The following is a 13,871-nucleotide window of genomic DNA, read 5'->3' as shown; positions in this document are numbered from 1 at the left end:
TGCCCTTAACCGCACCGCCCCTATTATTAATCCTTCATTCTTAATTATTAATTACCTTTGCGCCCGGATGATCCAGTACTTCATAAATAAAGAAGGTAAAACCGTTGAGATTAACGAAGCCGAGAACGGCGCCTGGGTGAATATTGCCCCGCCATTGAAACAGGCCGAGTTTGAGCAGCTTTCCGAAGCGCTGGATATTCCCCTGGACTTCCTCACAGACTCGCTGGATATTGATGAAAAATCCCGCTTTGAGCTGGAGGACGATGTAAAGCTGATCGTAATCAAAACCCCTACGGAAAACAATTCCATCAATGAAAGCGACGCTTATTACATCACCATCCCCATTGTGATTATTCTCACCCACAACCAGATATTAACCGTTAATTCTTTCGATAACGCCGCCATTAAAAAGTTCCTGAACACCTTTCATAACCGGCATCCTGAAAAAAGGAACATGATGGTGCTGAAGATATTTGAAAAGGTGGTAATGAACTTCCTGGAATACCTGAAAGAAATTAACCAGCGCCGCAACCAGCTGGAACAAAAGCTGTACGACAGTAACCGGAATGAGGAGCTGCTGTACCTGATGCGCATCCAGAAAAGCCTGGTGTACTTTGTAACGGCCCTGCGCAGCAATGAGCTGGTGCTGATGAAGCTGGAACGCACCAACTTCCTGGGGCTGAACGACGATGAAAAAGAGTTCCTGAACGACCTGATAGTAGACACTTCCCAGGCATTGGAAATGGCCAATGTGTACACCAACATTTTAAGCAGCACCATGGATGCCTTTGCCAGCATTATTTCCAATAACCTGAACCTGGTAATGAAGCGCCTTACCTCCATTACCATTGTGCTCACATTCCCCGTGCTGGTGTCCAGCATTTACGGCATGAACGTGGATATTCCCTACCAGCACTCCCCGCATGCCTTTTATATTCCCGTAATTCTCTCTATCGTTATATCTGTTATCATGAGCTGGTATTTCATGAAGAAAAAATGGTTCTGAAATGCCTGCATGATGGCCTGTTCCTTAATTATTAATTCTTAATTTTTAATTACTAATTAACTATGGCTTGTTTCAACGTGCGCGTGTACGGCATTATGATCAATGAGCAAAAGCAGGTGCTGGTAAGTGATGAATATATCCGCGGCGGCTACTACACCAAGTTTCCCGGCGGCGGGCTGGAATTTGGAGAAGGTACGCTGGAATGCATTGTGCGCGAATGGCAGGAGGAGCTGAGCCAGCAGGTGGCGGTAGTGGAGCATATTTATACAACCGACTTTTTCCAGATCTCCGCGTTCGACGGCCACACGCAGATTATTTCTATTTATTACCTGGTAAAGCCCGTATCTCCTTTCACCGCCCCTATTTTAAACCAGCCCTTTGATTTCGAGATACCTGAGGGTATTACGGAAGTGGAAGGCGTGCGCTGGATCAACTGGAACGACTTTAACGCCGGTAGCGTAACCCTGCCCATTGACAAGGTAGTAGCGGATATGGTGAAGGTGAAGTATGCGAACCTCCACCACTAAACCGCACTTCCTTCATTATTAATTATTAATTCTTAATTATTAATTCCCCTGGTAGCTACGGTAATAAGATGGAACGGCGCTCCATCCTGCTGGTATTGTACGGTAAATCCGCAGGCTTCCAGCATTTGCTTAATAATCTCCATACTGAAAACATGATGGTGTGCGCGCCTGTATAAAGTGTTTTGCTGCAGGTTGCTTACCAGCTCTTCGCGGGTGCCTTCCTTTTCATCCATCACATGCAGACGTATGATCTCGTCAAAGTGTGTGGGATCGTCTTCACCTACATTGTTTTGATAGTCGGCCTGTAAATGCTCCAGCGTGGTATAAGGCCGGTTAATGTCAAAAGTATGGCGCTTGTCCGGTAGCACCAGCACCAGCTGGCCGCCGGGCTTTAATACCCTTTTCCATTCATACAGCGCTTTCAGCGGGTTGGCTACATGCTCCAGGCAGTGGCAGGATAGTACAAAGTCGTAGCTGCTGTCTGCAATGCCTTGCAGGTCAGTAGCCTCCCGTATAAACTGGTAACCGGTTTTGTTATAATAGTGGAAATTGTTGCCTTCCTGTATCTGCCCTTCCCATATCGTATTGGTGCTGAAGTTGGCCCCGTCTATATGTCCGGCAAACAGGTACACCGGAAAATAACCTTTTACTGAGAACAGGGCGCTTGGCCCGCCTATTTCAATTCCCTTCTTACCCCGCAGCTGTGCGCTGTAGCTGATCAGCTTCCGTTTAGCCGGCCGCCGGATGTAAGAAACCCAGGTTGTTATCGCATCACTTAATCGCATATTGTTGTGTTATGGTCAAAAATTATTCCGCTTACTCCTGGCTAACGCCCATGGCGGCAGCCTTCATCCGGCGCGTGGTGTCCCTGCCCAGGTACCGTTCTATCTGCCTTTCCAGTAAATAGATAAGCGGGGTGAGTATAATAGCCATAGTGAATTTGTAAATATAGTTCACTACACAAATGGCCAGTACCTGTTGCCAGGTCCAGTTGTTCCCCAGTTTAAAAGCAATATATAGCACAATAAAGCTGTCAACCAGCTGCGATACTACAGTGGAGCCGGTAGCCCGCAGCCATACATGCTTTTCGCCGGTGCGCTTTTTAATGCGGTGAAATACCGTTACATCCACAATCTGGCTTACCAGAAAGGCGGTAATACTGCCGGCAATGATCCACATACCCTGCCCGAAAATGCCAGTAAAAGCAGTTTGCATATTGGGCAGGCCGTCTGCTGTTTTGCTGCCTATCCAGAAATCGGCCGGCGGCACCTCAATAGACAGGTAAAACATAATAAAAGCATAGGAGATCAGCGCCACCGCCGTATAGGAAATGCGGCGCACGGCTTTTGGACCGTAGTATTCATTTACAATGTCTGTTAGCACAAACTCCAGCGGCCATAGCAATACACCACAGGTAAGGTTAAACGATAATCCGCTTTGCCCGAAAATGGTAAAAGTATGTACAGGCAGACCTAGTAAGCGTTCCAGGGAAAATATCTTCCCCCCTATACATTCCGCTATCAGCGCGTTGGCAACAAAAAAACAGGAAAAAATGACAAACAGCTTGGTTGGCCGGTCTTTCAGGATGTTGTTAATCATACCAGTATTTGAACTATCAATATTGCAAGGTTAAGGATCAGCAGGTAGCCCGGCAGCTCTTTCCAGGTTATTTTACGCAGCAGCAGTAGTGTAATGGCCAGCAGGCTGGTAATAATATTGGCTGGCAGCGCCACCAGGTAGCCTAATACAATCACATGCTTAAACATCCACATAAAATCCTCTCCCCTTTCCGTAATGCGCAGCAGCCATCCCGCCAGGTAACAAAGATTGCATATAAAAACGAATTTCAACAAAAATTTAACCAGGCGCATGCCATTAAATTATAAATTAACAACACGTAAAATAATATATTTGCCACTAATCTGTTTTAAAAGCTTACCATAAAATGAAGAATAACTGGCTGAAAACGCTTTTGCCGCACATTATCGCAGTGCTGGCATTTCTGGTACTGGCAGTAATATACTGCAAACCAGCCCTGGATGGCAAAGTATTAAGCCAAAGCGATGTGATTCAATGGAAAGGCATGGCCAAAGAGTCGCTGGACTATAAAGAAAAACATGGTATTACGCCGTTGTGGACCACCAGCATGTTCGGTGGCATGCCTACCTTCCAGCTGTCCACAGAAAGCCCTTACAATTACGCCGATGTTTTACCGGTAATATTCACACTGGGCCTTCCCAAACCTATTAACGTGCTGTTCCTCGCAGCTTTAACTTTTTACATACTGTGCGTGGTATTACGGGTAAACCCCTGGATAGGCTTTGCAGGCGCCGTAGCCTATGCCTATTCCAGCTATATGCCCATCATCCTTGCCACAGGCCACGATAGTAAATCCATCGCCCTGGCGTATCTCCCGGGTGTAATAGCCGGTATTGTGCTCATCATGCGAAAGCAGTACCTGCTGGGCACCGCAATAATGGCGCTGTTTCTTGGATATTTTGTAGAAGCCAACCATCTCCAGGTCACCTATTACTTCTTTTTAATACTGGGTATTATGGCAGTGGTATTTGTTATCCATTGCATCCGGGAAAAAGAGTACAGGCACCTGTTTATTTCCACTGGTGTTGTGGTGCTGGCCGTGGCGCTGGCTATGAGCTATAATGCCATGCGCCTGTGGACCACCTACGAGTACTCGCACGCCAGCAACCGCGGGGGTAAATCAGAACTTTCTCCCCTGCCCGGCCAGGAGCAGAACAAAAGCGCCGGCGGCCTGGATAAGGATTATGCTTTTCAGTGGAGCTATGGCAAATTTGAAACGTTCACGCTCCTGGCCCCCAACATTATGGGTGGCAGCTCCGGCGGGGCGCTGGGCACCAATTCAGCCACCTATAAACAGCTTACCAGCATTGGCGTACCTGCCGTGCAGGCCGAAAATATGATCAAACACTGGCCTTTATACTGGGGCGATCAGTCGCTGCTGGGCACCAGCGGCCCGGTGTACCTGGGCATTGTGGTTTGCCTGCTGGCAGTACTGGCCCTGTTCCTGGTAAAATCATGGCATAAATGGTGGCTGGTTGCCCTCACTGTGTTTGGCATATTCCTGGCCTGGGGCAGCAACCTGGCTGCTTTTAACTATTTCCTGTTTGATCATCTGCCTTTTTACAACAAGTTCCGCGCCCCCTCACAGGCGTTGATAATACCTCAGCTAACAGTAGCCATACTGGCCGTTATGGGCTTGCATGAGCTCATTGTTAGCCAGCTGCCTAAAGCAGAGCTGTTCAAAAAGCTGAAATGGAGCGGCATGATCATAGGCGGCATACTGGTGCTGCTGCTGCTGGCGTCCTACACCTTATCTTACACCAACTTATCGAATAACCCGGAACAACCCGGCTCCGATAACCAGTTCCAGGCCCAGCTTACACAAATGGCGCAGGGTAATACAGAAATTGTGGATGGCATGATGCGTGCGCTGCGGGAAGACAGGGCAACCCTTTACCGCAACGATGTATTGCGTTCACTGTTGCTCGGCGGCCTGGCATTCGCCCTGCTATGGCTGTTCCTGAAAGGAAAAGTAAATACAAAGCTGCTCATGGCGGGCGTTGCGGTACTGGTGCTGTTTGACCTGCTGCAGGTTGACCGGCGCTACCTGAGCTCCGACGATTTTATGGATGAGGCCAGCTATGGAAACCCGTTCCAGCCAACCGCTGCAGACCAGCAGATATTGCAGGATAAAGACCCTTATTACAGGGTGTTTAATCTAACATCGCCCAACGGCCCGTTCAATGATGCCATGACCTCCTACTTCCACAAAAGCGTGGGCGGTTACCATGCAGCCAAGCTGCAGCTGTATCAGGATCTGATAGAACGGCAGCTTAGCAAAAACAACATACAGGTGCTGAACATGCTGAACACGAAATATGTTATACAGCCCGGCCCCGACGGGCAGCCCGTTGCACAACGCAATCCCGGCGCCCTGGGCAATGCCTGGTTTGTAAAGAATATTCAGTGGGTGCCCAATGCCGATTCTGAAATGACGGCGCTGAACCACTTTGATCCTAAAAACACGGTGATAATAGACCAGCGGTATAAAGCCGATGTAAAAGGCCAGCCCGAATTTGACTCCACTGCCAGCATTCACCTGATTGCCAATAACCTGAACACCATCTCTTACGAGTACAATGCGCCTAAACCACAGTTTGCCGTATTCTCTGAGGTGTATTATGAAAAAGGCTGGAAGGCGTATATTGATGGGCAGCAGGCGCCCTATGCACGCGTGAACTATGCGCTGCGGGGTATGATGGTACCGGCAGGTAAGCACACTATTGAATTTAAATTTGAGCCGGCATCTTATTACGTGGGTATTAAATTATCCCTGATCAGCTCATTGATCATGATGGCCTTCTTTGTAATATCCCTTGTATTGTATATCCGGCAGCAGAAAAAAGCAGCCGTTGTATGATGCATGTTTTGAGTATCGCGCCTTACCAGTACCTGCCTGCCAGGCAAGGGGGTGAAATATTCATTGCCGGCTACTATGCCGCCCTTGCCCGCTACTGCAGGCTCACGGTGGTATCGGTGCAGGCCAACCGGCCGGATGCATCTTTGCCATATGCTTTGCGGCCGGTGCTTAGCAATGGCCGTTTACGTTATATCAATATTTTTTACTGCAGGCAGCTGGCTAAGGCCATCCGGCAAAAAAATGTGCAGCTGCTGCAGATAGAGCACCCTTACCTGGGCTGGATGGCAGTATGGCTGCAGGCCCGTACCGGCCGCCCTTTTGTGGTGCACTCCCATAATATAGAGGCAGCCCGTTTCCGCAGTATCGGCAAAGTATGGTGGCCACTGTTGCGGGCATACGAAAAATGGGTACACCGCAAAGCCGCGCACAGCTTTTTCATTAGCCGTGAAGATGCAGATACAGCCATCGGGGAATATGGGCTTTCGCCGCAAAAGGTAAGCGTGGCACCTTACGGCATTACCGCGCCACCGGCTGTTAAAGACATGGCTGCCCTGCGCCGGAAGGTTTGTGAACGCCATAATATAGCGCCCGGCAGCACCATCTATTACTTTAACGGCGCACTGGGTTATCAGCCCAACCAGCAGGCCGTACGCAATATACTTACAGCTATAGCGCCCCGGCTGCAGCAGGCAGCCGGGTTCCCGTATGTAATACTTATCAGTGGTAAAGGACTGCCCCCTGCGCTCGCAGCACAGGTAACTGCTACCAATGGCCAGGTTGTTTATACAGGCTTTGTAAATGACATCACGGAATATTTTGCCGCGGCAGATGTATTCATTAACCCCGTAATGGAAGGCGGTGGGGTAAAAACAAAAGTGCTGGAAGCCCTGGCCTTTCATAAAACGGTTATCTCCACCGCCAGCGGAGCTATAGGCGTACATACAGCAGTATGCGGCGGAAAGCTGCAGGTGGCAAATGATAACAACTGGGAACAGTTTATAACGCTGATGCTGCAACGCGCAAATATTGCCGTTCCTACTCCCCCATCTTTTTTTGAGTATTACAACAGCAGCAATATAGCAAAGGACGCAGCAGCGATAATGGCGTCTATTATACGCACTTCCTGAATTTCAATTTTAGAGCACTTTATAAAAATGAGGCCGGTTGCGCATAATAACCGGGGCTTCCGCCCATAACCTGCCCACATTCCCGGCCAGCTGCGCTATTTTGAGCCATTGTTTAAAAGGATTGCGTAACCGCAGCAGGTTGGCAATAAAGCTGCATATAAAAGCCACCGGTACGGCAAAGGTATAGTTCAGCAGCAACACCATAAACCACCCCACACCATATTGCTTGCGCACGCGCAGGTGGTTGGAAAGCATTAGCTGAAAGCCTTTGCGGCTGTACAGGTCATAATAGCCCTTATCATTGGTTTCAAAGGCGGCGTTTGCGCTCTCTCCCTGCAGGTGTATCACATGCAGATCGCCATACACCACCAGCGCGCCCACTTTTTTTATGCGGCTGCACCATTCCGTTTCCTCCGCATACAGGAAAAAATCTTCATCCATCAGGCCTGCTTTTTCTATGGTGCTGCGCTTTACCATCAGGAAGGCGCCGTTTATCCAGTCAACCCGCTGCTCCGTTGCAGCAGTGCGCACATTGGGCACCTTTGTTTGCAGGGCGTAGCCCAGCCAGCGCAAAAAACCGCCCCAGTAAGGCAGCGGCAGCAAATGGTTCAACCCTCCTTTCATAAAATAATTGCCGGTAATCTGCGGGCTGCCATCGGGATTCAGGAGCTGCACGGCGCAGGCAGCGTGGTCAGATGCGCGGAAACGGGCCACGCAACCGTCCAGCGCATGGTCTAATACAATGGTATCGGGGTTCAGCAGCAGCAGCATATCGCCATGGGCTATACGTAAACCGGCGTTATTGGCGCGTGAAAAGCCGGCGTTATACCCCATCTGCAGCCAGCGCACCTGCGGGTATTGGCCGGTAATAATTTGCTCGCTGTTATCCTGCGAGTCGTTGTCCACTACAATGATCTCGTAAGTGATAGCTGTGGTTTGCGCTATAATGGATTGTATGCAGTCCAGTATCAGCGCAGCGCTTTTATAATTAACAATGATGATTGAAAGATCCATACCGGTTACAGCCTTTTACGGAATAAATAAGCAAAGGACATCAGCATTTTGGATAAAGGGCCAATGCGCAGCAGGCGTAAAGGGAATTGCCGCTGTAAGGTAAGCATTTGCAGCACAGGTATAGGAATATCCCCCTCCAGCCCCGAAGCCCGGAGGTCTGATACATGCCTTATTTCCAGGTTGCGCAGCATGCGCCAGAAAAAATCATACACGTAAATGTTGTTCAATGCTTTTACAGAATGTTTACGGAGCAGGTAAAAATTCTCCGGTATTTCTACCTCACGCACGCGAAAGCAGTCGCGCGTGATCTGCTCCCCACTGATGCCAACATTCACCAGCACTTCATCTATATATACAAAGCGGGGGTTGGCCTCCAGTACCTGCATGTAAAAGTCAATGTCCACCACCCAGCGGGTCTTCACATCATACCGGTAAGCCGGTTTATTGCGGTGCATAATAACGCTGGGGGGTCCTATAAAATTACGCTGGAACAGATTGATGGGCGATTTGCTTAGCAACCGCTGGTAAAACGGGTGGCAGCGCATTTCTTCTATGCTGCCGCTTTCGAGGTAATGGTTGCTGAATGCGGTATACACAAAATCACAATCGGGGTTATTGTCCAGCGCAGCCGCCATTTTTTCCAGCGCCTGCGGGTGGGCCAGCCAGTCATCATCATGCAGTATCTTAATATACGCGCCCCGGGCTTTATCATAGCAGGTGTTCCAGTTGGCAGGCATGCCGTGGGCAGGCGTATTCTTAAAGTATTGTATAGGCAGCTGGTGCCGGAACTGCTGCACTACCTGGTACACGCTGTCATCCGGGCTGTCGTCTGTAATCACCACCTCCCAGCTGCTGCACTGCTGCGTGGCCAACGATGTAAGCGCCCGTAGCAGGTACTCCGGGTGTTTATAGGCCGGTATACATACGGATATTTTAATGTGGCTGTCGGTCATGATTTCCTTTCCAGTGTTTTTTTAACAGGGTATAGCAGCAGTTTGGCTATAGCTCTCCAGTGGGCCGGCTTTTTCCAGGCGCCGGTGGCCTGTATCCATTTGCAGCGTACTGCCTGGCTGATGGGCTCTTTCATCAGGCGGCCCAGCCAATAGCCGGTTACCTGCTGCTCCGCCGCGGCAATAGCGGCTTCCGCGGCTGCTTCCGGTACCATTGCCGGCAATGGCACCTGGTTAATATGCTTATGAAAGTGAATGGCATGATTGATCCAGGCTTCCCCAAAGCTGCCCATGGAGTCGTGTAAAAGATCTATATCAAACACCACGCCTGTCATGTAATGCTGAGATACGCGCAGGCTGATGTCGAGGTCATAAAAATGAAAACCGGGCAGCTTTTCCTCATTAAACGGATGCTCCTGCCACACGTTTTTGCGCATGCACAGCCACACACCGTCCAGGGTGCGCACCGGCACAAGATCGTCCGGCTGCCCCGCGGGATGCAGGTACACCCGCTGCTGGCTGCCCTGTTTACTTACCTGGAAAATGTTGCAGCAGTCAAAGGAAGGCTGGCCGGTAGCCCATCCCGAAATAGCAGCGCTCTTATAGCGGCTGCCTGCCAGGCCTGCCAGGCCTAGCCGGGGGTGCTGCGTAAAATGTGCGGCTGCTTTTACTCCCCACCCTGGGGTTAAAAAGGTCACATCGTCATGTACAAAACATAACAGGTCATACATGGCCTGTGCGGCGCCGGTGTTATACCCGCGGCAAATGCCTCCCAGCTCTTTGGCATTGGTTATTGCCAGTATCTCGTATACCGCTACGCCAATAGTAGCCGCAATATTGGCCTTTAGCTTTTCAATACGGCTATTATCAGCAGAACAGACGATAACTGAGATCATAAATAACTGGGTAGTATAATTTCCAAAAGGTTAAAAATACAAACTTTCCTATAATGCATGATTTTTGCCATCTTTACAACCTAGTAACAGCGAAATGGGAATAATCAGGAAACAAAGCATTACCTCTTCAGCTATTATATACACGGGGTTTGCTATCGGCGCTATTAATACCTGGCTTTTCACCACCGGCCATTATTTTACAGCAGCGGAATACGGCTTAATGGGCATAGTGCTCAATATTGCACAAACCTTTTTTACGCTGGCCAACCTGGGCACCATTCCTGTACTCTACCGCTTTTATCCTTATTACCGCGATAACCTGCCGCTGGAAAAGCGCGACCTGTTTTCCAAAGCCACCATTATAGCGCTCATTGGCTTTGTTATATTATGCCTCTTTACCTTCCTGTTCAAAGGCCTGATCGTACAAAAGTTTTCCACTAACTCCCCGTTGCTGATAAAATATTTTTATACCATTTATCCCCTTAGCCTGTTCCTGCTGCTCTTTTCCCTGCTGGAAGCCCAGGCCTGGAACCATTATTCCTCTGTAGCCGCCAACTTCCTGAAAGAGCTGGCCTGGCGGCTCTATACCTCCTTCCTCATTATCCTGTTCCTGCTTAAAATACTGAAATACGAAAGCTTCATCAATATCTTCTCCTTTTCGTATGCCTTCATTTTTTTGGGATTGCTTATTTACCTATACCGCAAACGTCAGATATCCTTTACCCTTAAAACCAGTGTGGTAACCCGGCGGCTGCGTAAAAAAATGCTCTCCCTTGGTGTATTTGTTTTCCTGGTGGCATTGTTCACCATGATCGCAAAGAACTTCGATAACTTCATCATCAGCAGTGTGCTGGGCCTCAGCGCCAATGGTATATTTACTTTTGCCAATTATATCACCTCCACCATGGAAGGGCCGCAGCGCGGGCTGGTGGCGGTTTCGGTACCGGTAATAGCACAGGCCTGGAAAGACCGTGACCTGAAACGCATAGAAAGCATCTATAAGAAAACATCCCTGAATATGCTGCTGTTCTCCAGCTTCCTGTTTGGATTGATCTGGCTGAACTTTCACAATGCTTTTGAGATACTGAACATTAACCGTGATTACCTGGCAGGACAAACCGCATTGCTGCTGCTGGGCCTTACTAAAGTAGTGGAGCTGGGCACCGGCGTTAATTCACAGATCATTGTTACCTCCCGCTACTGGAAGGTAGATTTGATTACCACCGCCACCCTGCTGTGCGTGCTGATACCGCTCAACTACCTGCTGATTAAAACATATGGCATTAACGGTTCCGCTGCGGCCAACCTGATTGCCTACACTATTTTTAACCTGATCCGTTACATATTTATACTGGTGAAATTTAAGATGCAGCCTTTTACCTGGCGCACCTTGCTGGTGCTGATGATCATACCTGCCTGCTATGCTGCTGCACATTACCTGGTACATGGCCCCAATCCCTTGCTGGAAGCCATTTTTCAATCGGCGGTGTATGTGCTGCTGGGCGCCGCGCTGATATTGACCCTCCGAGTTTCAGAAGACGCCAACCGCTTGCTGGTAATGGGTATTGAAAAGGTACAGGGTATTATAAGAAAGTAATTATGTTGAAATAAGCGCCTGGAATTGCTGCAATATGCGTGCGCCGTTCGCATGCCATTCCAGGCTTTTTTGCAGGGCCGCCGCGCCTTTTTGCTGCAGCAGGGCCTTGTTGGGCAGCAGTGTTAAAATAGTTTGGGCCGCGCTTTCGGCAGACAGCCGGGGCACTATCCAGCCGGCATCTGCTTCCACAAACTCAGGAATGCCGCCGGCGCCGGCAAAACAAATACTGGGCACCTGCATGAAGCCCGCCTCCAGCACTGCCAGCGGGTAAGGATCTTCCCGGGAGGAAAGAAAAAATACGTCAAATGCCGCCAGGTTATAGTAATGATGCGGCATAGGCCCGCAGAATATCATCTGGTTTTGTATGCCCAATGCTGCTACCTGCGCTTTCAGCGCAGCTTCTGTAGCCGTACTGTCAAAATTCCCTATCCAGCAGAATTTTATACGGGGATTGGCCCGCGCTACCAGGCCGCATGTTTCTACGAAAATATCCGTGCCTTTACGGTCACAGGCCACGCCCATACCGCCTACCAGCAGGTCATTATCTGTAACATTAAAACGTTGCCTGAATGCGCCGGCAAATGTTTCCCGGGCAGCAGCATCTGCCAGCATGGCCAGGTTCACCGGGAAATAATACGACAGCGGCAGCAGCCGCTCTGCCGGCGCCTTACAAACAGTGGCCAATGCCTCCTTTACGCGTAGGGAGGGATAAGCCAGCTTGCGGCTGTATTGCAGGGTTACCGCTGTTTCCGCAGGATAGCTCCTGATCACATTTTCCAGCTCATGCACATAGGTAACAACCGGCTTCTTAAACAGGGAAAGGGTTTTCAGCAAAGGCCCGTTAATAATGGTATTGCTGAATATTACATCTACCGACGGCATTACCATAAACAGGCGTAGCAGCTGCCAGCGGTTGTGCATAATATGGCGAAGTTTTTTAAAGGCGCCCCCCTGCCGGTAGCCCGCGGGCTTTAGCACCATTACCGGAAAGTGATCATGGAACTGTGCTGCCAGCGGTCCCCCCCTCCGTATGACCACGGTAATGCGGGCCGCTTTGTTTTCCTGCAGCAGCAACAGCAGGTTTTGCAGCAATATAGGCGCCCCGCTCAGGCTAGCGTCGTGGCTGATGAAGAGGATGTGTTGCTGTTTGCTCATACCGCCTTTTCCGCTACTACAATGTTATTGAGGTACATAGTACGGCTAACCGGCAGTATTTTACTGAAAAAATTACCGGCTATATTGGGTATAGCGATGAATAAAAGTTTGGAAAGCGCACCTATCAAAGGTATGCGGCGCAGCTTAGGGTACCAGTTATCAAAGAAATACAGTACGCGTAACTGGAACATCACTTCAATAAAATTGCCGCTCTTGTCCAGCGTACGAATGCGGAACCCGTTTTTTTCCAGCATATGCCGCAGCGCAAAGTGTGTATAACGGGCAAAATCGTTCGGCACCTCATGCTCCTTCCACACAAACGGACAGGTGATCAGCAGCGGCGCCCCGGGCTTCAGCACCCGGTGCAGCTCTTTCAATACTTCCTCCAGGTTAAATACATGTTCAAACACTTCGCTGGTAAGCCCTGCATCAAAAGAATCAGAGGCTACCGGTATGGTTTTCCCATCGTAAAAAATGTCTATCTGCTCATTTATATGCGGATGGCCTTCATTTTCATAATCCACACCAACATATTCACCGGCGTTATTGATCAGTGCTTTATATGGTTTGGAACCGCAGCCGAAATCCAGCAGGCGCCCGTGCAGTAACGGGCTGTATTGCCGTATCTTACCGATCAGCCCTTTGCGGATAAAATAATAAGGATGGAAAACAGATGGCTTGAACTCATTACTGATCATAACAGCATAAAGATTGAACTCCCAAATAAAAGACATTTACCTATAAATACCTAGCCATAACATGCGGGTTGCCATATCAGGGCTGCCGGTACAGGGAGTAAGCAATTTTGCGGCCACCCCTACTCCACCCTCCCGGCCCCCGTATAATACCGGGTCCAGTAGGCTTCATTCAGGTCGCTGATCATTACGCCGGCGCTGCTGGATGCATGTACAAAACGGTCATTATCCAGGTACACGCCTACATGCGATACGCGTTTATGCCCTATGCTGAAAAATACCAGGTCGCCTTCCTGCAGCTCGCTGCGGGAGCGCAGGCGCTTGCTTTGCGCATACATTTGCTGCGACGTGCCGCTAAAGCTTTCCTGGAACACCACCGCAAGCAGCGTGGTTACAAAGGCCGAACAATCCACCCCGTTTTTATCTTTGCCCCCCAGGCGGTACG

At 49.5% G+C, this 13,871-nt stretch carries 14 protein-coding genes and 1 pseudogene; 5 read left to right on the top strand and 10 right to left on the bottom strand.

What is annotated here, in order from left to right; all coding sequences use genetic code 11:
* Window positions 1-51: 51 nt before the first annotated feature.
* Window positions 52-159 (bottom strand): annotated as a pseudogene (locus tag VFS25_RS25405) (hypothetical protein); the annotation flags it as partial.
* Here VFS25_RS25405 and VFS25_RS23140 point away from each other — a divergent pair.
* Window positions 110-1,006, top strand: coding sequence for a magnesium transporter CorA family protein (locus VFS25_RS23140; protein WP_414647791.1), 897 nt, complete (start codon window positions 110-112; stop codon window positions 1,004-1,006). The pseudogene VFS25_RS25405 and the gene VFS25_RS23140 overlap by 50 nt on opposite strands.
* A gap of 62 nt (window positions 1,007-1,068) precedes the next feature.
* Window positions 1,069-1,533, top strand: coding sequence for an NUDIX domain-containing protein (locus VFS25_RS23135; RefSeq protein WP_326464556.1), 465 nt, complete (start codon window positions 1,069-1,071; stop codon window positions 1,531-1,533).
* A 32-nt stretch (window positions 1,534-1,565) separates the two neighbouring features.
* On the opposite strand, the gene VFS25_RS23130 is transcribed toward VFS25_RS23135, so the two are convergent.
* Genes VFS25_RS23130 through VFS25_RS23120 form a run of 3 tightly spaced genes read right to left on the bottom strand, consistent with a single transcriptional unit; the run spans window position 1,566 to window position 3,386 of the window.
* Window positions 1,566-2,318, bottom strand: coding sequence for a class I SAM-dependent methyltransferase (locus VFS25_RS23130; RefSeq protein ID WP_326464555.1), 753 nt, complete (start codon window positions 2,316-2,318; stop codon window positions 1,566-1,568).
* A gap of 31 nt (window positions 2,319-2,349) precedes the next feature.
* On the bottom strand, window positions 2,350-3,132 hold the full coding sequence (locus tag VFS25_RS23125) for a queuosine precursor transporter (protein ID WP_326464554.1): 783 nt from the start codon (window positions 3,130-3,132) through the stop codon (window positions 2,350-2,352).
* Window positions 3,129-3,386 carry a hypothetical protein gene (locus tag VFS25_RS23120; RefSeq protein ID WP_326464553.1) on the bottom strand — a complete coding sequence of 86 codons (258 nt, stop codon included), beginning with the start codon at window positions 3,384-3,386 and terminating at the stop codon, window positions 3,129-3,131. Before VFS25_RS23120 ends, VFS25_RS23125 begins: the two co-directional genes overlap by 4 nt.
* Window positions 3,387-3,478: 92 nt before the next feature.
* Here VFS25_RS23120 and VFS25_RS23115 point away from each other — a divergent pair, with 92 nt between their 5' ends.
* Both VFS25_RS23115 and VFS25_RS23110 read left to right on the top strand, forming a co-directional pair.
* The gene (locus VFS25_RS23115) at window positions 3,479-5,992 is read left to right on the top strand and encodes a YfhO family protein (protein ID WP_326464552.1); all 2,514 of its coding nucleotides are present in this window, start codon (window positions 3,479-3,481) and stop codon (window positions 5,990-5,992) included.
* Window positions 5,989-7,119: a glycosyltransferase family 4 protein gene (locus VFS25_RS23110; RefSeq protein ID WP_326464551.1), complete on the top strand. Its 1,131-nt coding sequence runs from the start codon at window positions 5,989-5,991 to the stop codon at window positions 7,117-7,119. The genes VFS25_RS23115 and VFS25_RS23110 overlap by 4 nt, the downstream gene beginning before the upstream one ends.
* A 9-nt stretch (window positions 7,120-7,128) precedes the next feature.
* On the opposite strand, the gene VFS25_RS23105 is transcribed toward VFS25_RS23110, so the two are convergent.
* From VFS25_RS23105 to VFS25_RS23095, 3 genes are read right to left on the bottom strand one after another with little or no spacing between them, the layout of a single operon-like run.
* Window positions 7,129-8,133 carry a glycosyltransferase family 2 protein gene (locus VFS25_RS23105; protein ID WP_326464550.1) on the bottom strand — a complete coding sequence of 335 codons (1,005 nt, stop codon included), beginning with the start codon at window positions 8,131-8,133 and terminating at the stop codon, window positions 7,129-7,131.
* 5 nt (window positions 8,134-8,138) lie between these two features.
* Window positions 8,139-9,086 (bottom strand): glycosyltransferase family 2 protein, encoded by a 948-nt coding sequence (locus VFS25_RS23100; protein WP_326464549.1) that lies wholly within the window; start codon window positions 9,084-9,086, stop codon window positions 8,139-8,141.
* Window positions 9,083-9,979, bottom strand: a complete 897-nt coding sequence (locus tag VFS25_RS23095; RefSeq protein WP_326464548.1) for a glycosyltransferase — start codon at window positions 9,977-9,979, stop codon at window positions 9,083-9,085. Before VFS25_RS23095 ends, VFS25_RS23100 begins: the two co-directional genes overlap by 4 nt.
* Before the next feature lie 94 nt (window positions 9,980-10,073).
* Here VFS25_RS23095 and VFS25_RS23090 point away from each other — a divergent pair, with 94 nt between their 5' ends.
* Complete coding sequence (locus VFS25_RS23090; RefSeq protein ID WP_326464547.1) at window positions 10,074-11,576, top strand: lipopolysaccharide biosynthesis protein; 1,503 nt, start codon at window positions 10,074-10,076, stop codon at window positions 11,574-11,576.
* Here the strand turns inward: VFS25_RS23090 and VFS25_RS23085 are convergent, their stop codons facing one another.
* The 3 genes from VFS25_RS23085 to VFS25_RS23075 all read right to left on the bottom strand — a co-directional run.
* Window positions 11,577-12,731, bottom strand: coding sequence for a glycosyltransferase family 4 protein (locus tag VFS25_RS23085; RefSeq protein ID WP_326464546.1), 1,155 nt, complete (start codon window positions 12,729-12,731; stop codon window positions 11,577-11,579).
* Complete coding sequence (locus VFS25_RS23080) at window positions 12,728-13,429, bottom strand: class I SAM-dependent methyltransferase (protein ID WP_326464545.1); 702 nt, start codon at window positions 13,427-13,429, stop codon at window positions 12,728-12,730. The genes VFS25_RS23085 and VFS25_RS23080 overlap by 4 nt, the downstream gene beginning before the upstream one ends.
* A gap of 119 nt (window positions 13,430-13,548) precedes the next feature.
* Window positions 13,549-13,871: C40 family peptidase (locus VFS25_RS23075; protein ID WP_326464544.1), on the bottom strand; the 323-nt coding region annotated here is incomplete at its 5' end.

Origin of the sequence: Chitinophaga sp., from assembly GCF_035761305.1 — a bacterium.
Lineage (GTDB): Bacteria > Bacteroidota > Bacteroidia > Chitinophagales > Chitinophagaceae > Chitinophaga.
Note: the sequence above shows the minus strand (reverse complement) of the source record. Positions and strands in the feature narration are given on the sequence as shown.

What these genes read in the sequence shown, in the direction of transcription:
- VFS25_RS23105 (WP_326464550.1), bottom strand. Translation starts at nt 8,133, where the DNA reads ATGGATCTTTCAATCATCATTGTTAATTATAAAAGCGCTGCGCTGATA.
- VFS25_RS23085 (WP_326464546.1), bottom strand. Translation starts at nt 12,731, where the DNA reads ATGAGCAAACAGCAACACATCCTCTTCATCAGCCACGACGCTAGCCTG.
- VFS25_RS23080 (WP_326464545.1), bottom strand. Translation starts at nt 13,429, where the DNA reads ATGATCAGTAATGAGTTCAAGCCATCTGTTTTCCATCCTTATTATTTT.
- VFS25_RS23130 (WP_326464555.1), bottom strand. Translation starts at nt 2,318, where the DNA reads ATGCGATTAAGTGATGCGATAACAACCTGGGTTTCTTACATCCGGCGG.
- VFS25_RS23115 (WP_326464552.1), top strand. Translation starts at nt 3,479, where the DNA reads ATGAAGAATAACTGGCTGAAAACGCTTTTGCCGCACATTATCGCAGTG.
- VFS25_RS23100 (WP_326464549.1), bottom strand. Translation starts at nt 9,086, where the DNA reads ATGACCGACAGCCACATTAAAATATCCGTATGTATACCGGCCTATAAA.
- VFS25_RS23095 (WP_326464548.1), bottom strand. Translation starts at nt 9,979, where the DNA reads ATGATCTCAGTTATCGTCTGTTCTGCTGATAATAGCCGTATTGAAAAG.
- VFS25_RS23135 (WP_326464556.1), top strand. Translation starts at nt 1,069, where the DNA reads ATGGCTTGTTTCAACGTGCGCGTGTACGGCATTATGATCAATGAGCAA.
- VFS25_RS23090 (WP_326464547.1), top strand. Translation starts at nt 10,074, where the DNA reads ATGGGAATAATCAGGAAACAAAGCATTACCTCTTCAGCTATTATATAC.
- VFS25_RS23110 (WP_326464551.1), top strand. Translation starts at nt 5,989, where the DNA reads ATGATGCATGTTTTGAGTATCGCGCCTTACCAGTACCTGCCTGCCAGG.
- VFS25_RS23125 (WP_326464554.1), bottom strand. Translation starts at nt 3,132, where the DNA reads ATGATTAACAACATCCTGAAAGACCGGCCAACCAAGCTGTTTGTCATT.